General features: G+C 61.9%; 21 protein-coding genes. 12 read left to right on the top strand and 9 right to left on the bottom strand.

Annotated features, from left to right (window positions below; all coding sequences use genetic code 11):
- Positions 1 to 7: 7 nt before the first annotated feature.
- Both dhaL and dhaM read left to right on the top strand, forming a co-directional pair.
- On the top strand, positions 8 to 613 hold the full coding sequence (dhaL, locus tag MQE22_RS00135) for a dihydroxyacetone kinase subunit DhaL (protein ID WP_215872138.1): 606 nt from the start codon (positions 8 to 10) through the stop codon (positions 611 to 613).
- Positions 610 to 2,910: a dihydroxyacetone kinase phosphoryl donor subunit DhaM gene (gene dhaM / locus MQE22_RS00140; protein ID WP_215872137.1), complete on the top strand. Its 2,301-nt coding sequence runs from the start codon at positions 610 to 612 to the stop codon at positions 2,908 to 2,910. The genes dhaL and dhaM overlap by 4 nt, the downstream gene beginning before the upstream one ends.
- Before the next feature lie 38 nt (positions 2,911 to 2,948).
- Here dhaM and corA read toward each other — a convergent pair whose 3' ends face one another.
- From corA to MQE22_RS00185, 9 genes are read right to left on the bottom strand one after another with little or no spacing between them, the layout of a single operon-like run.
- Positions 2,949 to 4,061: a magnesium/cobalt transporter CorA gene (gene corA / locus MQE22_RS00145; protein ID WP_215872136.1), complete on the bottom strand. Its 1,113-nt coding sequence runs from the start codon at positions 4,059 to 4,061 to the stop codon at positions 2,949 to 2,951.
- 11 nt (positions 4,062 to 4,072) lie between these two features.
- Positions 4,073 to 4,333, bottom strand: a complete 261-nt coding sequence (minE, locus tag MQE22_RS00150) for a cell division topological specificity factor MinE (RefSeq protein ID WP_215872135.1) — start codon at positions 4,331 to 4,333, stop codon at positions 4,073 to 4,075.
- A 1-nt stretch (position 4,334) separates the two neighbouring features.
- A complete protein-coding gene (gene minD / locus MQE22_RS00155) occupies positions 4,335 to 5,144 on the bottom strand; it encodes a septum site-determining protein MinD (RefSeq protein ID WP_215872134.1) in 810 nt (269 codons plus the stop codon).
- Positions 5,145 to 5,160: 16 nt separating this feature from the next.
- Entirely contained in the window at positions 5,161 to 5,853 is a 693-nt protein-coding gene (gene minC, locus MQE22_RS00160; RefSeq protein WP_215872133.1) for a septum site-determining protein MinC, read from the bottom strand.
- A gap of 17 nt (positions 5,854 to 5,870) precedes the next feature.
- A complete protein-coding gene (gene fdxA, locus MQE22_RS00165) occupies positions 5,871 to 6,203 on the bottom strand; it encodes a ferredoxin FdxA (RefSeq protein WP_215872132.1) in 333 nt (110 codons plus the stop codon).
- A gap of 3 nt (positions 6,204 to 6,206) precedes the next feature.
- Positions 6,207 to 8,660 (bottom strand): type I DNA topoisomerase, encoded by a 2,454-nt coding sequence (gene topA / locus MQE22_RS00170; protein WP_215872131.1) that lies wholly within the window; start codon positions 8,658 to 8,660, stop codon positions 6,207 to 6,209.
- Positions 8,661 to 8,663: 3 nt separating this feature from the next.
- Positions 8,664 to 9,104: a Smg family protein gene (locus tag MQE22_RS00175; protein ID WP_215872130.1), complete on the bottom strand. Its 441-nt coding sequence runs from the start codon at positions 9,102 to 9,104 to the stop codon at positions 8,664 to 8,666.
- 9 nt (positions 9,105 to 9,113) lie between these two features.
- A complete protein-coding gene (dprA, locus tag MQE22_RS00180; protein WP_215872129.1) occupies positions 9,114 to 10,187 on the bottom strand; it encodes a DNA-processing protein DprA in 1,074 nt (357 codons plus the stop codon).
- Positions 10,184 to 11,236, bottom strand: a complete 1,053-nt coding sequence (locus MQE22_RS00185) for a LysM peptidoglycan-binding domain-containing protein (protein WP_215872128.1) — start codon at positions 11,234 to 11,236, stop codon at positions 10,184 to 10,186. Before MQE22_RS00185 ends, dprA begins: the two co-directional genes overlap by 4 nt.
- A 75-nt stretch (positions 11,237 to 11,311) precedes the next feature.
- Between MQE22_RS00185 and def the strand changes: the two genes are divergently transcribed.
- The 10 genes from def (at position 11,312) to MQE22_RS00235 (ending at position 22,476) form a co-directional block, all read left to right on the top strand.
- Positions 11,312 to 11,815, top strand: coding sequence for a peptide deformylase (gene def, locus MQE22_RS00190; protein WP_215872127.1), 504 nt, complete (start codon positions 11,312 to 11,314; stop codon positions 11,813 to 11,815).
- Entirely contained in the window at positions 11,808 to 12,743 is a 936-nt protein-coding gene (gene fmt, locus MQE22_RS00195) for a methionyl-tRNA formyltransferase (RefSeq protein ID WP_215872126.1), read from the top strand. Before def ends, fmt begins: the two co-directional genes overlap by 8 nt.
- On the top strand, positions 12,740 to 14,008 hold the full coding sequence (gene rsmB / locus MQE22_RS00200) for a 16S rRNA (cytosine(967)-C(5))-methyltransferase RsmB (RefSeq protein WP_215872125.1): 1,269 nt from the start codon (positions 12,740 to 12,742) through the stop codon (positions 14,006 to 14,008). The genes fmt and rsmB overlap by 4 nt, the downstream gene beginning before the upstream one ends.
- Complete coding sequence (locus tag MQE22_RS00205) at positions 14,005 to 16,230, top strand: sensor histidine kinase (RefSeq protein ID WP_215872124.1); 2,226 nt, start codon at positions 14,005 to 14,007, stop codon at positions 16,228 to 16,230. Before rsmB ends, MQE22_RS00205 begins: the two co-directional genes overlap by 4 nt.
- A complete protein-coding gene (locus MQE22_RS00210) occupies positions 16,227 to 17,624 on the top strand; it encodes a sigma-54-dependent transcriptional regulator (protein WP_215872123.1) in 1,398 nt (465 codons plus the stop codon). Before MQE22_RS00205 ends, MQE22_RS00210 begins: the two co-directional genes overlap by 4 nt.
- A complete protein-coding gene (moaB, locus tag MQE22_RS00215) occupies positions 17,624 to 18,145 on the top strand; it encodes a molybdenum cofactor biosynthesis protein B (protein ID WP_215872122.1) in 522 nt (173 codons plus the stop codon). The genes MQE22_RS00210 and moaB overlap by 1 nt, the downstream gene beginning before the upstream one ends.
- Before the next feature lie 114 nt (positions 18,146 to 18,259).
- The gene (mnmG, locus tag MQE22_RS00220) at positions 18,260 to 20,134 is read left to right on the top strand and encodes a tRNA uridine-5-carboxymethylaminomethyl(34) synthesis enzyme MnmG (protein ID WP_215872121.1); all 1,875 of its coding nucleotides are present in this window, start codon (positions 18,260 to 18,262) and stop codon (positions 20,132 to 20,134) included.
- Positions 20,135 to 20,842 (top strand): 16S rRNA (guanine(527)-N(7))-methyltransferase RsmG, encoded by a 708-nt coding sequence (rsmG, locus tag MQE22_RS00225; protein WP_255789877.1) that lies wholly within the window; start codon positions 20,135 to 20,137, stop codon positions 20,840 to 20,842.
- Between the two features lie 24 nt (positions 20,843 to 20,866).
- Entirely contained in the window at positions 20,867 to 21,622 is a 756-nt protein-coding gene (locus tag MQE22_RS00230; RefSeq protein WP_215872120.1) for a ParA family protein, read from the top strand.
- A complete protein-coding gene (locus MQE22_RS00235; RefSeq protein ID WP_215872119.1) occupies positions 21,619 to 22,476 on the top strand; it encodes a ParB/RepB/Spo0J family partition protein in 858 nt (285 codons plus the stop codon). The genes MQE22_RS00230 and MQE22_RS00235 overlap by 4 nt, the downstream gene beginning before the upstream one ends.
- The last annotated feature ends 32 nt before the right edge of the window (positions 22,477 to 22,508 follow it).

The raw sequence follows: 22,508 nt of genomic DNA on the forward strand, positions 1-22,508 counted from the left end.
GATGAGCATGAATTATGACACCGAGACCTTGATGGCCTGGATGCGCTGCATACAGGAACGCTTAGCGCAGGAACGAGCTGAGCTCGACCACCTCGATGCAGAGATCGGTGATGGTGACCATGGCAGTAATCTTTCCCGAGGGTTCGCCAAGGTAGCAGAAAAATTAGGGGAGCGGGTTCCAGAAAGTCCCGGAGCGCTACTGAAGGAGGTGGCGATGACGCTGATCGGCACGGTGGGCGGCGCCTCCGGGCCGCTCTATGGCACCTTTTTCCTGGAGACTGCCAAGGCCATGGGAGCGTCCGCTGCGTTCAGTGCTGCGGAGCTCGGTCGCTGCCTGACAAGCGGAGTGGCGGGCATACAGCGCTTGGGCAAGGCGAACGCCGGTGATAAGACCATGCTCGATGCCCTGATTCCTGCCGTGGATGTGCTGGCATCCCAGGGAGACGTCGCGGCAGCCGCCCAGTCCGCGCAAGACGGCCGAGCTGCAACCATCCCTTTGCAGGCGCGTAAGGGTCGCGCCAGTTATCTGGGCGTGCGCTCCATCGGCCATGCCGACCCGGGTGCCGCCTCCGCCGCCCTGCTTTTTGCGTGCTTGGTGAAGGTGGCTAGATGAGTCCATCTTTGCCCGTGGTCGCCCTCTTGCTTGTCTCGCACAGTCGCGCCCTTGCCGAGGCGACGGAGGCACTGCTTCGGCAGGTCACCGGAGACTCGGTACGGATTGCCGTTGCCGCTGGTGCCGGAGAGGGAGGAGAGGAGCTCGGTACCGATGCGACGCGCATCGCTGCAACGCTGTCCCAATTGGCCCCCCACGCCGTGCTCGTGCTCCTGGATCTGGGGAGTGCCGTGCTGAGTGCACAGATGGCCCTGGAGTTTCTCCCGCAAGAAGATCGGCAGCGCGTCGCGCTTTGCCCAGCCCCCTTTGTGGAAGGGGCGATGGCAGGAGCTTTGGCAGCCCAGGCCGGCCTCAGTCTCCCGGAGGTGGCACGGGAGGCCCAGAACGCATTACGCGGCAAGCAGAACGATTTGCCCGGAGCGGATAGTGACGCGGTGCGGGAATCAGTGATGCGCGTCGACGTCGGTATGGAACGGCGCTGTTACGAGCTGTCCGATCCAGCCGGTTTGCATCTTCGGCCGGCGGCAGAATTGGTGCGGGTAGCCGGTGAGGCGGGCATGGATTTCTGGGTCGGGCGTTCTGCGGTTGCCACTCCCTTGGTGGCTGGAAAAAGCCTTAGCGGGTTGCTAGCCCTCGAATTACGGCAGGGCGAGGCCCTTTGTGTCTACAGTAACGAGGCCCTTGCTCCTGACTTGCTAACGCGCCTGGATGGCCTCTTTGGGAACCCCGCGGAGGCGCTCCCGGAAGTGCGCCCGCAGGGGGTTGTTCCCGGTTTTGCCCTGGGCTTGGTGGCCGATGCGCGACTCCGACTGGAGGATTTGCTCCCCGTCGCAGAGGCCGCCACCCCTGACGGAGCAGAGCGCCTCCGGCGAGCGATCACCGTTGTCGCCAGTCGGGCGCAGGAAGAAGATATCCTTGGCGCGCAGCGCGCCCTGCTGGTGGACCCGCGCCTGCAGGAAAAGCTCGACGCCGAGTTCCGACGCGGGCAGGGGCCAGCGCATGCCTGGGCGGGTGCGGTGGAGGAACTCGCCCAGGAAATCGAGCAACTGCATGAGCCGTTGTTACGGGCGCGAGCAGCCGATTGGCGCGATCTGGGACGCCAGGTACTGGGAGAACTTTTGGGTGATCCAGAGCGACGGACGGTTGCGGAAGCGAGGCCAAGCATTCTCCTCGTTGATGACTTGTTGCCATCCATGGCGGCTAACATGGATCCTGCGCAAGTACTGGGTGTGATTGATCGCCAAGGTGCTCCCAACAGCCACGCCGCGATTCTCCTGCGTGGCGCTGGTATTCCCTATGTGATCAATGTGCGTGCTCCTGAGCTTCGCGCGGGCATAGAGGTGGCGATGGATGGCGCTACCGGGGCAGTCATCGTTGCACCGCAGAAAGCGCAGGTCGACGCCATACGGGCACGCTACACGAGGAGCGAAACCCTGGCGCTGCCGGAAGAATTTGCAGGTGAGCTGGCTCTCGCTGATGGCAGCCATGTCGAATTCTGGGCCAATGTGGCCAGCCCCGCCGAGGCGCAGGAAGCACGACGCTTAGGAGCGCGCGGGATTGGCTTGTTGCGCACGGAGTTTCTGTACCTCGACCGTTGGCAAAGTCCCAACGAAGAGGAACAGATGCAGCACGTGCAGAAAATACTCGCGCCCATGTCGGGGCGGCGCTGCGTCGTGCGTCTCTTGGATGCCGGTGCCGACAAGCCTCTGCCCTTCCTCAGGCTGCGCAGGGAAGAGAACCCGGCCCTGGGACTACGGGGTATCCGCGCCCTGCTGGCTTGCCCCGATTTTTTGCAGATCCATATCCGCGCGATCTTGCGCGCCGGTCACGGGCAGGACATTGCCCTCATGGCCCCTATGGTGAGCCAAGTGCAGGAAATTATCGAACTGCGCAGGGTACTGGCATCCTGTCATTCTGCCCTTCTCGAACAGCAGATCGATCATGCCTGGCCGGTAGCACTGGGGATCATGGCTGAAGTTCCTGCGATGTTATTGGAGCCTGGCAGTTTCCGGGGGCTAGTGGATTTTGTGTCGGTGGGCACCAACGATCTCACGCAGTATGTGTTTGCTGCGGACCGTGGCGATGAGCGGCTGCAGAATCTGGGCGGGGCCGGCTCGTCGGCGGTGTTGGGTCTGATCCAGGGCCTGTTGCAGGGACTGGACGTGCCGGTTTCAGTCTGTGGGGAAGCTGCTGGGAACCCACAGCTCGCCCTGGGCTTGGTGGAGCATGGCATTCGCCGTCTGTCGATGAGTCCCCGCAGTTTTGCCGGGGTCTGGCAGGCATTGCGAGTCGCGTAGCCATATGGCGGGGCAGGTGCAGGGGCAGTGTCGTGGAATTAGCTATGATCGTGGTTCTCGCGCTGAAACATCCAACCGCGGCGGCGGAAATACCAGATCATGGTCAAGGCAACGAGCCACATGAAGCCCACAACGATATCGTAGCCGTAGCGATAATGCAGTAGGGGGATGCCGTCGATGTTCATCCCGTAGATACCGGTGATGAAGGTGAGCGGAATGAAAATGGTGGAGATGATGGTCAGCACGCGCATGATGTCGCTCAGGCGATTGTTCACCATCGATAAGTAGATATCCATCAGACCACTGACCACGTCGCGTTCGCTGTTCAGCAGGCTCATGAGCTGAATGGTATGGTCGTAGAGGTCGTTCAAATAGGGACGTAGCCCGTCGGGCAGGAGGCGGTGCTCGCCGATGCTGTGGTTCAGGCGCGAGACCATTTCCTGCATGGGCCAGAGGACATGATTGAACAGGATCAGGTCCCTTTTGCTCTGCTGTATCTCGGCAAGTTGCGCTTTGTGAGTGCGTTGCAGGAGCTCTTCCTCCAGTCGTTCCACCTCATCGGTGAAGCCTTGTAACGCTGGAAAGGCCTGATCCACCACCAGATCCAGTAAGGCATAGACGAGGTATTCCGCCCCGCTGCGGCGAAGCCGTGACTGGTCATTCTGTATGCGGTCCAGTAGTACCGTGGTCAGCCCCTGGCGCGCGGCGGACACACTGATTACCAAGCCTTCGCGTAGAATGATGTGGAAGGGGGTGACCTGGAACTCGTGACCATGCCGCGATATCTGCTGGCATTGCAGGTGGACATAGTTTTCGAAGGGCTCGAGTTTCGCGTGCTGCTGGGCGCTTTGTATGTCTTCCAGAGTCAGGGGATGGATTTGGAAACGCGTGCCCAATTCCTCTAGTTGCGCGCGGTCTGGCGTACCATGGAAGTGCAGCCAGATGACCCCGCGATGTGCCTCGCTGCTGGCAGCGGCACTGGCAATGTTTGCTTCCTTGTCCACGGAGTAGTTTTGCGGACTGTAGACAACCAGACGTAGCTCGGCCGGGACAGCGCCCGGTTTGTCCAACAAGGTTCCCGGCGGGAGCCCGCTGCGTTGCACCTGTCCGGTAACTTTGGTTTCACGTGAAACGCGCCGACGTCTGGCCATCTGCTCCCTCGTTAGCCTGGCGAATGTTGCTCCGGAAAGAGAATGTTGAGCTCCAGCACCTCAAAGTCACCGCGGCGCTCCATGTGCACGGAAATCTGATCCTTCTCGACGGGCATGTATTTGCTGATGACCGTCAGTAACTCTTCCTGCAGTGCGGGAAGAAAGTCCGGTGTATCGGCACTGCGCTCATGCGCGAGGATCAGCTTCAGGCGATCTTTGGCGACGCTGGCCGTCTTTTTTCGCGATCCGAGAAAGTAATCGAGAAACGACATATCAGCCTCCAAAGAGTCGCTTGAAGAAGCCGGTTTTTTCAGGCTGTACAAAACGCAGTGGTCGCTCTTCGCCTAAAAACCTTGCCACGACGTCTTCATAGGCCAGGGCAACATCCGAGCCTTGCATGTGGATCGCCGGAATGCCCTGGTTGGAGGCCTGCAGAATGATCTCGGATTCCGGGATCACGCCGAGCAGCGGAATGCGTAGCAGCTCCTGCACATCGTCGAGGGAGAGCATTTCGCCACCCTGGACGCGCTTCGGTGCATAGCGGGTAAGCAGGAGATGTTCGCGAATGGGCTCGGCGCCCTCCTCGGCGCGCTTGGAGCGGGCGGCAAGAATGCCCAGGATGCGGTCGGAGTCGCGGACCGAGGAAACCTCGGGATTCGTGACAACAATCGCAGCATCGGCGTGGTACAGCGCCCGCAAGGCGCCGCTTTCGATGCCGGCGGGCGAGTCACAAACAATGTAATCGAACTGTGTCTGCAGTTCTTCCATGACCCGAGCCACACCCTCTGTCGTCAGGGCGTCTTTGTCGCGGGTTTGCGAGGTCGGCAGGATGTAGAGGTTTTCCAGCATCTTGTCGCGGATCAGCGCTTGCTGCAGGCGTGCTTCTCCATGAATGACGTTGATGAAATCGTAGACCACCCGACGCTCACAACCCATGACCAGATCGAGGTTGCGCAGGCCTACGTCAAAATCGATGACGACAGTGCGATACCCGCGCTGGGCAAGGCCGCTGGCGAAGGCGGCGCTGGTAGTGGTTTTGCCCACCCCCCCTTTACCGGAGGTGACGACGACAGTTTGGGCCACGAGTTTCTCTCCTGTATTAATTCTCCAACGCGATTATATGCAGGTGTTCACCATCGAGGGAAACCTGTGCAGCTTTGCCCCAAAGAGGGTGCTCCGCGTCAAGGGTCATGTAGACGCCGGCAATGGCTACCAGCTCGGCCTCCAGACGTTGGCAGAAAATACGTGCCGATTCGTCTCCCTGAACGCCCGCCAGGGCCCGGCCGCGTAAGGGGCCATAGACGTGGACATGCCCGTCGGCCAAGACTTCGGCACCAGCGTTGACGGCGCCCAGGCAGACCAGATCGCCACCCCGCGCGTACTGGCGCTGACCTGAGCGCAGGGGCTGGCTGAATACGCTACCGGCAGCGGCATGCGTCACCAGCGGCACATTGGAAGGCGCAGTGGCGATCTTGGCGTCGCTGCCGCGCAGGTGGGGTAGCCCGAGAGCAGCCGCGGCTTCCGCTTGTTCGTCGCTGACATTGCGCACGCCGATGGGAAAACAGCCGGCTTCGCGGAGAGTCTCCAGCCATTCGGTATAAGGTAGGGAAAGTGAGGGATCGATGTCGGTCAGGTCCAGGACGACCGCTGCCCCCTCTACCAGACGCAACGCGGATCCCTGGGCCGCAAGTTCTGCCTGCAAGGTCTTGACAGAGGCGTCCGTCAGACGCAAGACGCTGAGGGTGAATACCCCGCCACTAAGGCGCAGGATCGATTTCGGGGTAGGATTCATGTTTCACGTGAAACCGGTCAGGGCCGATCGCGCCGCAGCAGCGGCAGCTTGTCTTTCTTCCCCTTGAACTCTTCTGCCTGGGGCAGGGCCGCCTTTTTACGCAGTATGACAGGCCAGTGGCGGGTGAGTTCTGCATTCAGGGCGGTGAAATGTTTCTGGTCGTCAGGCACTTCATCTTCAGCATAGATCGCGTCAGCCGGACACTCGGGAATGCAGGCCGCACAGTCGATACATTCGGCAGGGTCGATGACCAGAAAATTAGGCCCCTCGTGAAAGCATTCGACAGGGCAGACTTCGGCACAATCGGTATATTTGCATTCGATACAATTTTCGGTGACAACGTAGGTCATGCTTCAAACCTTGGCAGGGCTGGATTTTTTGCGGGTGCTTTTAGCGCCGGCGGACTTCTTGCTGCTACTTGCCTTTTTCGCGGTGCTCGGGCTTCGACGCGCGCCCTTTTTCGCGCTGTTGTCGGTCCGTTCCTCCTCTGCTTTGGGCTCCGGCGGTAGATAGTCGCGCAACAATTCTTCGATTTCGGTCGGTTCCGCCGCTTCTGGAAAATGGAAGGCGCAGTCGGCCTGTGGACAGACCAACTCCTCACCGCGACGCTTGGTGCTCTTTTTATACAGCACTGGCCAAGTGCAGCGTGGGCAGGCGCGGGCGACGGGTTCTCCCCACACGGCGTATTTGCATTTGGGGTAGGTGTTGCAGGAGTAGAAGACCTTGCCGTAGCGGCTGCGCTTCTCCACCAACTCGCCGCTGCCACAGTCTGGACAGGTGACGCCGGTGGATTTGGGTGTGTTCAGGCTCTCCAGATATTTGCAGCTGGGGTAACCACTGCAGGAAATGAAGCGACCGTAGCGCCCCTGGCGATAGACCAAGGCCTTGCCGCAATCAGGACAGTCGCGTCCGACCGGCTCCGGTGCCTCACGCGGACCGTCGATGGGGCGGGCGTAATTGCAGTCGGGATAGCCACTACAAGAGATGAAGCGACCGTAGCGCCCCAGCTTGAGTCGTAGCGGTTTGCCGCATTCCGGGCAGTTTTCGTCGATCGCCTCGCTGGTTGCCTCGGAGCGACTGATATTGGCCTTCTCTTCCAGCCGCTCATGAAAAGGCTGCCAGAAGGCCTTCAGTACTGGCTGCCAGTCTTTCTCGCCGCGGGAGATAGCATCGAGCTGGTCCTCGAGCTCGGCGGTGAAGCCATAGTCAACATATTGGTCGAAATGCTGCACCAGAAACTGGTTGACTACCTCCCCCAAGTCGGTAGGGTGAAAACGCCGCTGTTCCACCGCAACATATTCCCGGTTCTGCAGGGTCTGGATGATGCTCGCGTAGGTGGAGGGTCGACCAATTCCATGCGCCTCCAGGGTCTTGACCAGGGTTGCGTCGCTGTAGCGTGGCGGCGGCTCGGTGAAATGCTGTTCGGCTTCGATCCCATGAAAGGCGGGTTGATCGCCGTTTTGCAGGGCAGGCAGCAGGCGTTGCTCGTCGTCTTCGTCCTGCTCGTCCTTGCCTTCCTGATAGACCACGAGAAAACCGGGAAAGGTGACCGTCGAACCATTGGCACGCAGTTGCCAGTGACTCTCCGCAGTGAAATCAACGGCTACCAGATCCAGCTGTGCCGCGGCCATCTGGCAGGCGACGGCGCGTTTCCAGATCAGGTCGTACAGACGCCATTGATCCTTGTCGAGGCGGCCCTGCAGACTATCGGGGTGACGGCGGATGTCGGTGGGGCGGATGGCCTCGTGGGCTTCTTGGGCATTTTTGGCCTTGGTCTTGAAACGACGCGCCTCTTTGGGGAGATATTCGCTGCCAAAGTGTTGTTGCACGAAGTCGCGCAGGGCGGCAATGGCATCTTCGGAGAGATTCACCGCATCGGTACGCATGTAGGTGATCAAACCAACGGTCTCGTTACCGATACTGATGCCTTCGTAAAGTTGTTGAGCAACGCGCATGGTACGGCTGGCATTGAAGCCGAGTTTGCGTGAGGCCTCCTGCTGCAGGGTCGAGGTGGTAAACGGCGCGGCCGGTTGCCGCTGACGCTGCTTGCGCTCGACCTTGATTACCTGGAGCGGCTGGCGCTTGAGGTCGGCGAGGATCTCGCTGCGTATCGCCTCGGCAGCCGCCGCATCGGGAATGTCGAATTGCTCGAGCTTTTTCTCCTGCCACTGGCTGAGGCGTGCGGAAAAACGCTTTTCCTCCTGCTCCAGCTCTGCGCTCAGGGTCCAATATTCGCGCGCAACGAAGGCGCGGATTTCGGCCTCACGCTCGCAGATCATGCGTAGGGCTGCGCTCTGCACGCGACCGGCGGAAAGACCGGGGCGTACCTTGCGCCAGAGCAGCGGCGAGAGATTGAAACCGACGAGATAATCCAACGCGCGGCGCGCTTGCTGGGCATTGACCAGATCCATGGCAATCGCACGCGGATGCGCCACGGCGTCCTGCACCGCGCGCGGGGTGATTTCATGGAAAACCACCCGCTGTACCGGTTTGCCGTCGAGCAACTTCTTGTCGCGCAGCAGCTCTACTAGGTGCCAGGAGATCGCCTCGCCCTCGCGATCCGGGTCGGTGGCGAGCCAGAGACTATCGGCCTTGCGCAATGCACTGGCAATGGCATCGACATGTTTGCCGTTGCGTGCGATTTCCGCATAGCGCATGGCAAAATCGTGTTCGGTATCGACGGCCCCTTCCTTCGGCAGCAGATCGCGCACATGGCCGTAGGAGGCAAGCACCGCAAAGTCGCCGCCCAGATACTTCTGGATGGTTTTCGCCTTCGCTGGCGACTCGACAATCAGCAAGTGGGTCATGCGTCAGTGCAGGATACGACGGCCATCGGGGCTGAGAAGTTGGTCCATCCAGTAGCCGTCGGGGCCGTCCTCGTTGACCATGACCAGAAAGGCGACCCAGTCGAGGGTCTCCAGGTCGGTTTCTTCCAGTTCCAGGGCCAGAAGACGGTCGATAATGCGCTCCCGGATACTGCTGTTGATGACGCCCAGATGTTCCCATTCCGCTAGCTGCCCTCGCGTTGCCACCGACAACTGCAGATTTTCCCAGGGTTGATAGCTGCGGATGGCAGAGCGGCTGTTTTCGGGGCTGTGGTCTTCGTCGAAGCCATCCATCCAGTCGAGGGCACGCTGAATTCCCTCTTCCGGGTACCCTGCGGCGAGCAGTTGCTCCTCGATCTCGCTGTTTTCCTCGTCGTCGTCGAGGTGGTCGAGCAGGTAACTGATGATGTCGATGACGTCTTCCATGGCAGACCCCTAGTTGGTATTGGGAAGGCGACAGAAACGCCCCCCAGGGCAGGAGGCGATATATCCTTGGATTTCCATGTGCAAGAGGATGGACGAAAGCGCCGGGAGCGTCAATCCGCAGCGGCTGGCAATCTCCTCACTGCTCAGGGTTTCCTGTCCCAGTGCCGCCCATACCTGACGTTCTGTTTCGTCTTCCGGCTGCCGCAGTTCCCGTACCGTAGCACTCTGACTGGCAGCAAAAAGAGGTCCCAGCTCTTCGAGAATATCCTGTGCTGTCTCAACCAGCTTGGCCCCGTCCCGAATCAGACGATGGGGACCGCGGGCCAGAGGGCTGTGGATCGAGCCAGGGATGGCAAAGACCTCACGGCCCTGTTCCATGGCCAGACGGGCGGTGATCAGGGAGCCGCTATTTTCCGCTGCCTCGACCACCAAAGTTCCTAGGCAAAGCCCGCTGATCAGCCGATTACGGCGGGGAAAGAGGCCACGATGGACGCGGGTGCCGGGGGGCTGTTCGCTGATGATGAGGCCAGTCGGCAGAATGGCGCGGGCGAGGTCCAGATTTTCGCGCGGATAGATCAGATCGGTGCCGGTGCCCAGTACCCCGATGGTACCCGAATGCAGGGCACCCTGGTGCGCGGCGGCGTCGATGCCGATGGCCAGGCCACTAACAATCACCAGTCCGTTCTTGCCCAGCTCCTCGGCAAAGGCACGGGCTGTGGCATTCCCCACCGGCGTCGGGTTGCGGCTGCCGACAATGGCGAAAAGTGGGTCGCGCAGCCGGGCGCGCTGACCGCGCAGAAACAGGGCCATGGGCGGATCGGCAATTTCCCGCAGCAAGGGGGGATAATCGTCATCGAACCAGGTACAGAGATCCTGCTCGGCGTTTGCCAACCATTGGCGATCGGCATCCGTCAGGCAGTCTTCCGGGTCCCGGCGCAGCCACTCCTGACTGACGGCAGGGAGATCGGGATGGCGCACGCCAAAACATGCCTCCGCAGACTCCTGTTGTTCCAGCAAGAGGCGCTGCCGTCGTGGGCCGAGACCGGGGCAGCGCAGGAGGGCAAGCCAAGCGGAGTGTTTCAAGGAGTGAGTTGAGCCTCTTGCTGCAGTTTTGCCGGTCCGGCAACCGGGTAATAAACATTGGCGCCCAAGGGAATGCCGCGCGTTGCCGAGGTGATGACGGCATAAGACACCTGGGGGAAGACGCGGAAAATCATCAGGCTACCAATTTTTTCCGGGGGCAGGGGGAAATCCTTGCCGGTGACGGCATTCTTGCCCATCCGTGCCGAGTCGTCGATCTCCATCACGTTGCCCGGTTCCAACTCGGCATTTGCGCCCTGATCGAGGATGACCACCTGCCCTACCGTGAGTTCTTCGGCGTTGTTGGTTTTGGCGACGATTTGTGCCGCGACGGCCCGCTTGGGCGCGCTCGGGAAATAGTGTGGCGCCGGACTCTGGCTGATCGGCACCAGACGGTCGCCCAGATCGATTTCCCGCCGCGCTGAGAGAATACGAATTTCTGCCTCACTACCGTTGCGCAGTACCTCTGCCGTGCCCAGGTTGACCATGCTGTAGCCTAGTGGCTTGGGGTCGGCCAGGCGATGCAGCTCTGTACCCAGACGCACGATGCTGTAGCGGGTGCCCACCGCAGCCTGGTCGAGGCCGCTGACGAAGACCTTGTCCCCGGCGGTATAGGCGGGACGCTCATGCAGTGCCGCAGCGAGATAGGGCAGTTTGTCGTACTCCTGCTTGTTGGCGACGATGGCCGGGCTGTGCAGAAAGGGCATGATGATACCCGTATGGTAACTGGGAATGGCCGCTACCTGCAGTTGGGGTTGCAGGGGAATGACCTCGACGGCGGGTTCGCCATTGGGCATCCGGTACAGGACGATACGATCGCCGGGGTAGATCAGATTGGGATTGCGGATCTGTGGATTGGCGCGCCAGATCTTCTGCCATTCCCAGGGATTTTTGAGAAAATGAGCGGCGATGCCCCATAGGGTATCACCGGGTTGTACGACATAACTGCCCAACTGCTGGCTGACAGCTGCTGGCTCGGCGAGTGCCAGGCCAGGGGCGAGAGGGCCCAGCAGGGCGCAGGCAATAGCCAGGGGTACAACACGTTTCCGCATGATCTCATCTCCTTGGGACTTCCGCGCCCCATAGTATTAGTCCAAGATAACCATTTTTGCGAGAACGGACCGGTTATGGCACTTTTGAAAATTGTCGAATATCCCGATACCCGCCTCAAAGGTCTGGCGCAGCCGGTGGCACGAATCGATCGGGTAATCCGTCAATTGGCGGATGATATGGCGGAAACCATGTACGATGCCCCGGGCATCGGCCTTGCGGCACCACAGGTGGCCGCCGGGCAGCGATTGATCGTCGTCGATGTTTCCGATGGACGCAACGAGCTGCTGACCCTCATCAACCCCGAAATCATCGAGAAATCCGGTGAGGAGGAGATGAAGGAGGGATGTCTGTCTGTTCCTGGGGTCCTCGAGACCGTGCGCCGCGCTGATCGGGTCAAGGTGCGCGCTCAGGACGTCAGTGGCAAGACTCTGGAGCTGGAAGCCGACGGCCTGCTGGCAGTCTGTCTGCAGCATGAAATCGATCACCTCAATGGCGTGCTCTTTGTCGATCATCTTTCCCGCCTGAAACAGAACCTGATTCGCCGCAAGGCAGAAAAGCGGGTGCGCCAGCATGGCTGAGGACCGGCGCATCGTCTTTGCCGGAACGCCGGAGTTCGCGCAAATCGTGCTCGCTCACCTGTTGGCACGTCAGGACCATGTCGTCGGCGTTTTGACACAGCCGGATCGTCCTGCGGGGCGCGGGCGCAAGCTGCAGGCGAGTCCGGTCAAGACCCTGGCGATGCAGGCGGGGCTGCCGGTATTACAGCCGGAATCCAGCCGCAGTCCTGAAACCCTCGACTGGTTGGCCCAGTTGGCCCCCGATCTGCTCATTGTCGTTGCCTTTGGCCAGATTCTGCCGCAGGCGATGCTCGATCTGCCGCGCCTCGGCGCCATCAATGTCCACGCCAGTCTCCTGCCGGCGTGGCGCGGTGCCGCTCCTATCGTCCGTGCGCTGGCTGCTGGCGATCAAAAAACCGGGATCTGTATCATGCAGATGGAAGCCGGACTGGACAGCGGCCCGGTGCTGTGGACACGCAGCACGCCGATTCTGGATACGGATACCGGCGCCAGCCTGCACGACAGGCTGGCGGAACTCGGTGCCGAGGCCCTCTGCGAAGCCCTCGACCGCCTGTGGCTGGGGGAACTTCGACCCCAGCCCCAGGATCACGAACGAGCGATCTACGCCAAAAAGCTGCGCAAGGAAGAGGCGCGTATCGACTGGTCACAGGACGCCGCGACCAGCGAACGCCTGATTCGGGCCTACCATCCCTACCCGGTGGCGCACACGAGTTTTCGGGAGCAGCCGTTACGCGTCTGGGCGGCGCGTTTGGGCGGCGCCAGCGGCGTACCAGGCACGCTGATCACGAATACGCCGGAAGGGCCGGAAGTCGCTTGTGGACAGGGAAGTCTGGTGCTGACCCGGGTGCAACCTGCGGGCAAGGCACAACTTTCCGGTGCTGATTTCGTGCGCGGCTACCGTCCGCAAGCGGGCGAGGTTTTCGCTTGAGCGAGGCCGTGCAGGGGAAGCGCCTGCGCCGCGCCGCTCTGCTGGCCTATCCGGCAGCGTTGGCGGGGGAACGCTTGGACTTTCTCCTGGATCGCTCCGGCCTGCAGGGGGCAGAGCGGGCTAGCCTGCAATGGTTGCTGAGTGGCGCCCTGCGCGAGGGCCAAGCCCTGCGCGAACCGTTGCAGAGTCTGTTGCGCCCCGGCAAGCAGGATGAGCAGGTGCTTGCCCTGCTGCAATTGGCGCTATACGAATTGCGCCATGGGCAACGCCCGGATTTTGCCATCGTGAATGACTGGGTGGAGGCCAGCCAGCTGATCGGCAAGACTTGGGCCAAAGGCCTGATCAATGCCGTGCTGCGCCGCTACCTGCGCGAGCGTTCGGCGCTCGACACCGTGGCGGCGTCGCCGTCGGAATCCCATCCTGCGTGGCTGCTGCAGCGCTTGCAGGCGGCCTATCCAGAGGACTGGCCCGCCATCGTCGCCGCCAATCTCCAGCCGGCGCCGCTGTGGTTGCGCGTCAATCGGCAGCAGCTCAGTCGCGATGCATACCAACGGCGCTTGCAAGAATGCGGTCACCCCAGCCGCACCTATGCCCAATTGCCGGACGCCCTGATCCTGCCCGGCAGTTTGCCAGTCCGCGAACTGCCGGGTTGGGATGCCGGCTGGGTCACGGTGCAGGATGGCGCGGCGCAACTGGCAGCGGAGATTCTCGCGCCCCAGCGGGGGGAAAAAGTTCTCGATGCCTGCGCCGCGCCCGGCGGCAAAACCGCGCATCTGCTTGCCTTGGGGGCCACAAATATACTGGCCCTGGACCGCTCCGCCCCCCGTCTGCGCCGCCTGCAGGAGGCGTTGCAACGGCAGGGCCTTAGTGCCGAGCTGCGGGAGGCCGATGCCGCCTTGCCGGAGACCTGGGGCAACCAGCAACTTTTCGATGCCATTCTCCTCGATGCGCCTTGCAGTGCCACCGGCATCATTCGTCGCCACCCGGATATCCTGCACCGCGAACCGGACCTCGTCGCCTTGCGTGACGAGCAGGCGCGTCTGCTGCGCGGTCTTTGGCAACAATTGCGACCGGGGGGGCGCCTGCTCTACTGCACTTGCTCCATTTTGCCGGAAGAAAACGAAGCGCAGATACAGGATTTCCTTGCCGGGCACAGCGACGCGGTGCGGGTGGCAGACCCACGCTGCGGTCAACGCCTCCCCGGGCAAGACGACATGGATGGCTTCTACTACGCGCTGCTGCGCAAGGTCGGTACGCAGGCATGAGCGAACGTCAGCGCCCTTCGCCGCGCCGCTACTGGTTGCGTGCACTGCGTCAGAATGATGGCGCCGACGGGAACGTCGGCTTCCTGCGCTGGTGGGCGGTGCTGCTGATCCTTCTGGTCCTGGGCTTTCTCGCGTTTACTTTTTTTGTCAGTGCCGCCGGACCGCTGAGCCCCTTTTTCATCCCCATGCTCCTCGCTTCGGCGGCCATCGTTTTGCTTCTGCTGGTGTTGGTCATGGTCGCTGTCGCCCGCCTGCTGCTGCGGGTGCGGCGCGGTGAGGTGGGCAGTCAGCTGGCCACCCGTCTGGTCGTGATCATCACCATCCTCAGCCTAACCCCAGCGGCCGTGGTGTTTGCCTTCTCCTGGCGTTACCTCAATCAAGGCATCGACTCCTGGTTGAGCGCCGCAGTGGAGAGCGCCCTCGAGCAGGCGGTAGATGTAGCCAAGGCGGGGGTAGACCGCTACCGCAGTAGCACCCTGCTGTCGGCGGAGACGATTGCCCAAGCGCTCACCGGGCAGCCGGACAGTGCCGCAGTGCTGACCGTCATCCAGATGCGTGACCAGTTTCGCCTGAGCAGCGTCACCCTCTTTTCCAGCAGCAATCGCATCATTGCCACCAGCAGCGACAACCTCGAGCTGGTCCCTCGCCTGCCCCACGACCTTTTGCTTGGCGCCCATGCCAACCATCCGCTGGTCAAAATAGCAGACGAAAACGGACAGTTCCTGGTGCGCGTGCTCATCCCGGTGATGAACCCGCAGTTTGGCCGCGGCAATCGTCTGCTCTATGTGGAGCAGGTGGTGCCGGAGCAATTCAGTCGGGCCGCTGCAGCCGTGCAAAATGCCGATCACCGCTATCGGCAGCTCACTCTGATGCGCGGGCCCATGAAGACGGCCTTTCAGATGACCCTAGCGGTCGCTCTCCTGCTGACCGCGCTCAGTGCCCTGTGGATCGCCCTGCTCCTGGCCCGGCGCCTGACCGCCCCCATCGCCCGCCTTGCCGCGGGGACGCAGGCGGTGGCGCGCGGCGAGTTCATTCCCCTGCAAATCATTCCCAGTAATGATGAGCTGGGCGTTTTACTGCATTCTTTCAACAACATGACGCGACAGCTCGCACGCGCCAAGCAGCAGGCGGCCAAGGCGCAGGAGGAGGCCGATCAGCGACGGTATTATCTGGAGACCATCCTCGCGCAGATTTCCAGCGGCATCCTGATATATGCGAATGATGGCAAGATCTCGGAAGTCAATACAGCGGCAAGGCAGATTCTGCGTTTGCCGGAAAGCGGGTTGCCGGATCCGGAAAATGAGCCGCAACTGGCCGCATTCTGGGCGCAGGCGCAGGACTGGATTCAGCAGCCACGCAACGACATGCAACGGGAGCTGCAGATCGAACGGAATGACGGTACCCAGACCCTATTGCTGCACGGCGCGCGCTTTGCCGAGCTGGGCGGGGCCGAGGGTTTTGTCCTGGTCTTCGACGACATCAGCCCGCTGTTGGCTGCCCAGCGCAGCGCCGCGTGGGGTGAGGTAGCGCGGCGCCTGGCGCACGAGATCAAGAACCCGCTCACCCCCATCCAGCTCTCGGCAGAGCGGCTGCGCCGCAAGTATCTCGAACGGCTTGGCGCCGAGGGAGAAACGCTGGATCGGGCAACCCACACCATCATCCAGCAGGTCGACGCCCTGAAAGTGTTGGTCGATGCCTTCTCGGAATACGCCCGAGCGCCAAAGCTGGACCTGCATCCCATCGATCTGAACGCCTTGATTGCCGATGTCGCCGAGCTGTATCGCGGGCAGGGCGCCGGAGTGGAAATCCACTGCGATCTGGCGCCGGAGCTGCCGCTGCTGCGCGCGGATGCCCATCGCCTGCGGCAGATCCTCAACAATCTGCTGCGCAATGCCATCGATGCCATCGCTGCTACGGCAGAACCCGCAACGGAGGGGCAGCGGCACATCTGGATTCGTACTCGGATGCTGCTCGGCCCGGAGCAACCCATGCTAGAATGGACAGTAGAAGACGATGGCCCCGGTTTTCCCGCGGATCTCCTAGCACGCGTCTTCGAGCCCTATGTGACCAGTAAACCCAAGGGCTCGGGTCTGGGATTGGCCATTGTGCGACGCATCGTCGAGGAGCATGGTGGACAGATCGAGGCTGGAAACCGGGAAGAAAGCGGGGCTTGGGTGGTGATGCGGTTTCCCCTCGCGGCGGGGGTGGCGGAGGAAGCATGAAGGAAGCGGGAAGACTCAACATTCTGGTCGTCGATGATGAGCCGGATATTCGTAGCACGCTGGCCGATATCCTCGAAGACGAGGGCTACCGTGTTACCCAGGCAGCCAGTGCCGCCGAGGCCGAGGTGCGTCTGCGCGATGGCCTCTACGATCTTCTTCTGCTCGACATCTGGATGCCCGGGGAGGATGGATTGCAGTTCCTCCGGCGTCTCGCGAGTAATGGCCTGGAGCAGCCGGTGGTGATGATGTCGGGGCATGGCACCATCGAAACCGCCGTGCAGGCGACGAAACTGGGGGCCTATGATTTTATCGAGAAGCCCCTGTCTCTGGACAAGACCCTGCTCAGCGTGGGGCACGCCCTCGAAGCCTTCCAGCTACAGCGCGAGAACCGGGAACTGCGCGAGCAGAGTGGGGTGATCGAGCGACCTACCGGTGAAAGTTCGGCTATCAAGCAGTTTCGCGAACAACTCAAACGGGTTGCAGCGGTAGACTCCTGGGTCCTGCTCCAAGGCGAAGCGGGAAGTGGCAAGGAGGTCGCGGCGCGCTACCTGCACCGCCACAGCCGCCGTGTCAACAGCCCATTCATCGACTTGCGGGCGGCGGTCATCGCTCAGCCCAATGTCACGGTCGAGCTGTTTGGTGCTGAGCAAGACGGGCGTGTGCAGCGGGGGCGTCTGGAATTGGCACACGGTGGCACCCTTTTCATCGACGAAATTGCTGACATGAACGTCGAGAGCCAGGCGCGTCTGGTCTCTGCCCTGCAGGAGCGGCGCATCCTCCGGGTGGGAGGGACGACGCCGGTGGACCTTGATGTCCGCGTCATTGCCGGCACGGCGCGCGATCTGCAAAAACTGGTAGCCGCGGGGCAGTTCCGCCAAGATCTCTTCTACCGCCTGCAGGCGCTGCCGCTGCAAGTGCCCAGCCTCGCGCAGCGCAGTGCCGATATCCCGGAGCTGGTCGAGGAGTTCATGGGGCTGTATCGCCGGCGCGAGGGTCTGAGTCGGCGGCAGTTTCTGCCGGAGGCCATGGAGGTTCTGCGCCACTATCCCTGGCCCGGAAACGTGCGGGAATTACAGAACCTGGTGCAACGCTTGTTGATTCTCAGCGAGGGTCCCGAAGTCAGTGCCGAAGAAGTGGAGGGCGCGTTGGGACTGGATCAGCGTCTGATGCCCCTCGGTAACGCCTCGCCGGATGATTTTGGCGGCACCCTGAAGCGTGCGCGCGAACGCTTCGAACGCGCCTTTCTCGAATATCACCTGGCGCGCAACGACTGGAACATTGCCCGGACGGCAGAAGCCGCCGGTCTCGAGCGTACCCATCTCTACCGCAAACTGAAGAATCTGGGGATTGGGCTGCGCGGCGAGCGGCGCCCGGAAGATGAACTGGAGGACTGATGGAAGAACGATCGTTTCAACCCCTGGGTATTGCCATCCTCACGGCCTCGGACACCCGCACCTTCGAAACCGACAAGTCGGGTGACGCTGCCGATATTTTGCTGCGCGAGGCAGGTCATCGGATCGTCCGACGTGCCATCGTTGCCGATGATCTGCTGGCACTGCGGGCGCAGATGCAGGCGTGGATCGATGACCCGCAGATCGATGTCGTCGTCAGCACGGGGGGTACCGGACTCACCGGCCGCGATGTCTGCCCCGAGGCCATGGCGCCCTTGGTCAGCAAGCCCATCCCAGGATTCGGCGAGCTCTTTCGTTATCTTTCCTACCAAGAAATTGGCACCAGCACCATACAGTCGCGCGCTGAAGCTGCGGTTTGCTCGGGGACCCTCTTTTTCCTGTTGCCTGGTTCCACGGGGGCTGTACGCACGGGGGTCAGCCAGATCATCGTCCCCCAGTTGGATATCCGTCAGCGTCCCTGCAATCTCACCCAGCTCTTGCCACGGATTCGCGGCGAGGTCTAGCGAACGCCAAGCGATAAGGTCTCTATCGCGATTGCACTGACCTGCAGTACGTGCAGTACTTCGCGCCGTTGCCCCGGACTTGCCCGATGCCAATCGTCGCAGGATAATCCGCCCATGAAAAACACCTTTCCCGTCATTGTGGTAGGCGCTGGCCACGCTGGCATTGAAGCAGCGGCGGCCGTCGCGCGTAGCGGCAGCCGCTGCCTGCTGTTGACCCAGAATATCGACACCATCGGGCAGATGTCCTGCAATCCGGCCATTGGTGGTATTGGCAAGGGGCATCTGGTCAAGGAAATCGATGCCCTGGGCGGGATCATGGGTCGTGCCATCGACCGCGCCGGCATCCAGTTCCGCGTCCTCAATGCGCGCAAGGGGCCGGCAGTGCGTGCCACGCGCGCCCAGGCCGATCGCAGCCTGTATAAGCTCGCGGTGCGCGAGCTGCTGGAAGAACTACCGCTCCTGCAGATGTTTCAGGGCAGCGTGGGCGATCTGTTGATAGAAGATGGCAGGGTTGCGGGTGTGCGCCTGGAGAATGGGCAGGAATTTCGGGCTCCGGCTGTGGTCCTTACCACCGGCACTTTCCTCGCCGGACGCATCCACATTGGCGATCAAAGTTACCCGGCGGGACGCGCCGGTGACGCCCCGGCCAATGCCCTGGCGGAACGTCTGCGTGCCCTCGAGTTTCCGGTGGCCCGGCTGAAGACCGGAACCCCGCCGCGCATCGACGGGCGTAGCATCGATTACTCCGTGCTCGAGATCCAGCCTGGCGATGATCCGGCGCCCCCTTTTTCCTTTCTGACGGAGCGCATCGAGGTCGAACAGCGCCCCTGCCATATCACCTATACTAATGCCGAAACCCATCGCATCATCGCCGACAACTTGCAGCATTCGGCCATGTATGGGGGCCACATTCAATCCAAGGGACCACGCTACTGTCCTTCCATCGAGGACAAAATCGTGCGCTTTGCCGACAAGGCGTCACACCAGATCTTTCTCGAACCCGAAGGTTTGCGCACCCAGGAGGTCTACCCCAACGGGATCTCCACCAGCCTCCCTTTTGCCGTGCAGGAGGCGCTGGTACGCAGCATGCGCGGCCTGGAAAACGCCGTATTGTTGCGCCCGGGCTACGCCATCGAGTACGACTACCTCGACCCCCGCGCTCTGACCCCAGAGTTGCAGAGCCAGCTTCTGCCGGGGCTCTTCTGTGCCGGACAGATCAACGGCACGACGGGCTACGAAGAAGCGGCGGCGCAGGGTCTCCTGGCGGGGATCAACGCCGCCCGCTGGATGCGCGGCGAAAAAGGCTGGTGTCCGGCACGACATGAGGCCTATCTTGGCGTGATGGTGGATGATTTGGTTACCCGCGGCCTGGATGAACCCTATCGGATGTTCACCAGCCGCGCGGAATATCGCCTGCGGCTGCGCGAAGACAATGCCGACCAGCGCCTGACGCCGGTAGGCCGAGAGCTTGGCTTGGTGGATGAAGAGCGCTGGCAACGCTTTGTCGCCAAGCAGGAAGCGCTGCGCGGTGAACGGCAGCGCTTGGAATCCATCCGTATTGGCGAAGACTCTCCCGCAGCCCAACACCTGGCCCTGCGCCTGCCGCAACCACTACGCCGGGACCACAACCTCTGGGAGTTGTTGCGTCGCCCCGAGCTGGGTTACGCCGAACTGCTGGCAGACTGTGGTATCAGCGATCCGTTACCGGTCTCCCTTGCCGCGGTACTGGAAATTGACTGCAAATATGCCGGCTACGTGCAGCGGCAAGAGGAAGAGGTCGAACGCAATCAACGCTGGGAGAGCATGGAAATTCCGGCGGATCTCGACTTTGGCGTCATTTCCGGTCTGTCTACGGAGGTGCGGCAACGTCTGCAGCGGCAGCAGCCGCGCAGTGTGGGGGAGGCCAGCCGCATCCCTGGGGTCACACCTGCTGCGGTCTCCCTGCTGTTGATTCACGTGAAACGTCACCACTGGGCGGCGGCGAGCTAGGTGCCACCTATTCCCGAGATGGACGGCAACGCCCTGCGCCAGAGCCTCGATCAGGGGCTGCTCGCTATGGACCTGGACCAGGAAATCAGCCCGCAGGCGCGCGAGCGGCTTTTGCGTTATCTGGCAGAGCTGATGTCGTGGAACCGGACCCATAACCTGACAGCAATTCGGGACCCATCGGCGGCCGTATACCGGCATTTGCTCGATAGTATGGCCTTGTTACCGTTTTTGCCGAAGGATCGACCGGTGTATGACATCGGCAGTGGCGCTGGTCTGCCGGGCATTCCGCTGGCCGTCGCGCGCCCGCAGCAACCCTTCGTGCTGGTCGAACCGGCGGGCAAGCGGGTGGCGTTTCTGCGTCATGTGCTGTCGCTGCTGGGATTGGAGCAGGTAGAAGTTCGGGCACAGCGTGCCGAGGAGTTACGCTACGTCGACGGTATGGTACTGGTTAGTCGCGCCACCGCTGAGCTGGCGGAGTTCCTCGTCATGACCCAGAGTTGCCTGCAACCGGGGGTCGCGTTGCTGCTCGCCAAAGGACCGTCCTGGGCCGAAGAAATGAGTAGACTGCCACCGGATTGGGCGGCACGATTCGTGGCGCAGCCATTGACCGTTCCCGGGCAACCGCCACGCTTTGCCCTCTGCGCCGAGCTGGAGAGCGCGGCGTCATCCAGTCACTGGTCGGTTCCGCCCGCAGTCGGTATCCTGTAAGCGCGAAGCGGAGAGAGACATAAGATGCGGGTTGTGGCTATAGCCAACCAGAAGGGCGGTGTCGGGAAGACCACCACGGCGGTCAACCTGGCGGCGGCCGTAGCAGCCTTGGACAAGCGCGTGCTGCTGATCGACCTGGATCCGCAGGGCAACGCCAGCACGGGGCTCGGTGCCGATAAAGGTCGCTGGCCCAATGTGTACCACTTACTTTTGGGGGAGGTCGATCTGGCGGCGGCGCTGCAAGGATGTGGAGCCTTGTCCTTGCTCGCCGCGAGCCCAGATCTCGCTGCTCTGGAAGTAGAGCTTGCCGGGCAGGAAGGACGTGAGTTGCGTCTGCGCGACGCTCTGCGGGGCGCAGAGGACTGGGATTACGTTTTTATCGACTGCCCGCCGTCCCTCGGTCTCCTGACTCTAAACGCCCTGGTTGCAGCCGATCGGGTGATGATCCCTATGCAATGCGAATATTTCGCCCTGGAGGGCCTGACGCAGCTACTCGACACCCTGCGCCGGGTGCGCGCACAATTGCATCCCGGCCTGGAAGTCGATGGCCTTCTGCGTACCATGTTCGATGCCCGCAATCGTCTCTCGACCGAGGTGAGTGGGGAGCTGGAGCGCCATTTCCCCGAGCGCATGTACCGCGTCATCGTGCCCCGCAATGTCCGGCTCGCGGAAGCCCCCAGCTTTGGCCAGCCAGCCATTCATTATGATCCGCAGTGTGCCGGTGCCGACGCCTACCGCCAACTGGCGCAAGAGTTTTTGCAACGTGAGCAACGGTTATGAGTAAAAAACCTGCCGCGCTAGGTCGTGGTCTCGACGCCCTGTTTGCCGGTAACCGGGAGACCAGCACCCTGCGCAATCTGCCGCTCGACCTCATCCATCCGGGGGCACAGCAGGCGCGTAAACATTTTGACGAAGCGGCTCTGGCGGAGCTCGCAGATTCCATTCGCGCCGAAGGGGTGCTGCAGCCGATTCTGGTGCGAGCCGAGGCCGGTGGCCGATATGAGCTTTTGGCCGGGGAGCGGCGCTGGCGCGCAGCACAGTTGGCCGGACTGCGGGAGATTCCCGCCCTGATCCGCGAGGCCTCCGAACAGCAGGCCCTGGTGATTGGCATTATCGAAAACATCCAGCGCCAGGATCTCGACCCCCTTGAGGAAGCTGCGGCCTTGCAGCGTCTGCTTGATGAATTCCACCTGAGTCATGAGGCCCTGGCCCAGGCGTTGGGGCGCTCGCGAGCGGCCATCAGCAACCAGTTGCGCCTGCTCCGTCTCGATCCCTCTTTGGCACCGCAGTTACGCTCTGGCGGATTGACTGCAGGCCATGCGCGGACCCTGCTGTCCCTGCCGCCCCCCGCGCAGCGGCAAGCGGCGGCGGAGATCATCGCCAAGGGTCTGAGCGTTCGCCAAGCCGAACTTCTAGTCAAAAACGTGCAGGATCGTGAGAATCGAGTCTCCGAGGAGGTCGATCCCAACCTTGCCGCGCTGCTCGTCCAGCTGGAAAAGACCTTGGGTCTGCAAGTCCGCATCGCGGTCCGTCGTGAAGGGGGAGAGCTGCGCATTCGCTGGCGCAATGCCGCTGAGGCCACTGGCCTGTGGCAACGTCTGGGCGTGACGGACGATTCGGTGCCCGTCTCTTGACCTTGTCCGACTGCGTGTTTAGACTCCCTGCC

The sequence above is a fragment of the Acidithiobacillus sp. YTS05 genome, from assembly GCF_024396695.1.
GTDB classification, from domain to species: domain Bacteria; phylum Pseudomonadota; class Gammaproteobacteria; order Acidithiobacillales; family Acidithiobacillaceae; genus Igneacidithiobacillus; species Igneacidithiobacillus copahuensis.

What these genes read in the sequence shown, in the direction of transcription:
- dhaL (WP_215872138.1), top strand. Translation starts at nt 8, where the DNA reads ATGAATTATGACACCGAGACCTTGATGGCCTGGATGCGCTGCATACAG.
- dhaM (WP_215872137.1), top strand. Translation starts at nt 610, where the DNA reads ATGAGTCCATCTTTGCCCGTGGTCGCCCTCTTGCTTGTCTCGCACAGT.
- corA (WP_215872136.1), bottom strand. Translation starts at nt 4,061, where the DNA reads ATGGCCAGACGTCGGCGCGTTTCACGTGAAACCAAAGTTACCGGACAG.
- minE (WP_215872135.1), bottom strand. Translation starts at nt 4,333, where the DNA reads ATGTCGTTTCTCGATTACTTTCTCGGATCGCGAAAAAAGACGGCCAGC.
- minC (WP_215872133.1), bottom strand. Translation starts at nt 5,853, where the DNA reads ATGAATCCTACCCCGAAATCGATCCTGCGCCTTAGTGGCGGGGTATTC.
- fdxA (WP_215872132.1), bottom strand. Translation starts at nt 6,203, where the DNA reads ATGACCTACGTTGTCACCGAAAATTGTATCGAATGCAAATATACCGAT.
- topA (WP_215872131.1), bottom strand. Translation starts at nt 8,660, where the DNA reads ATGACCCACTTGCTGATTGTCGAGTCGCCAGCGAAGGCGAAAACCATC.
- MQE22_RS00175 (WP_215872130.1), bottom strand. Translation starts at nt 9,104, where the DNA reads ATGGAAGACGTCATCGACATCATCAGTTACCTGCTCGACCACCTCGAC.
- MQE22_RS00185 (WP_215872128.1), bottom strand. Translation starts at nt 11,236, where the DNA reads ATGCGGAAACGTGTTGTACCCCTGGCTATTGCCTGCGCCCTGCTGGGC.
- def (WP_215872127.1), top strand. Translation starts at nt 11,312, where the DNA reads ATGGCACTTTTGAAAATTGTCGAATATCCCGATACCCGCCTCAAAGGT.
- fmt (WP_215872126.1), top strand. Translation starts at nt 11,808, where the DNA reads ATGGCTGAGGACCGGCGCATCGTCTTTGCCGGAACGCCGGAGTTCGCG.
- MQE22_RS00205 (WP_215872124.1), top strand. Translation starts at nt 14,005, where the DNA reads ATGAGCGAACGTCAGCGCCCTTCGCCGCGCCGCTACTGGTTGCGTGCA.
- MQE22_RS00210 (WP_215872123.1), top strand. Translation starts at nt 16,227, where the DNA reads ATGAAGGAAGCGGGAAGACTCAACATTCTGGTCGTCGATGATGAGCCG.
- moaB (WP_215872122.1), top strand. Translation starts at nt 17,624, where the DNA reads ATGGAAGAACGATCGTTTCAACCCCTGGGTATTGCCATCCTCACGGCC.
- mnmG (WP_215872121.1), top strand. Translation starts at nt 18,260, where the DNA reads ATGAAAAACACCTTTCCCGTCATTGTGGTAGGCGCTGGCCACGCTGGC.
- MQE22_RS00230 (WP_215872120.1), top strand. Translation starts at nt 20,867, where the DNA reads ATGCGGGTTGTGGCTATAGCCAACCAGAAGGGCGGTGTCGGGAAGACC.
- MQE22_RS00235 (WP_215872119.1), top strand. Translation starts at nt 21,619, where the DNA reads ATGAGTAAAAAACCTGCCGCGCTAGGTCGTGGTCTCGACGCCCTGTTT.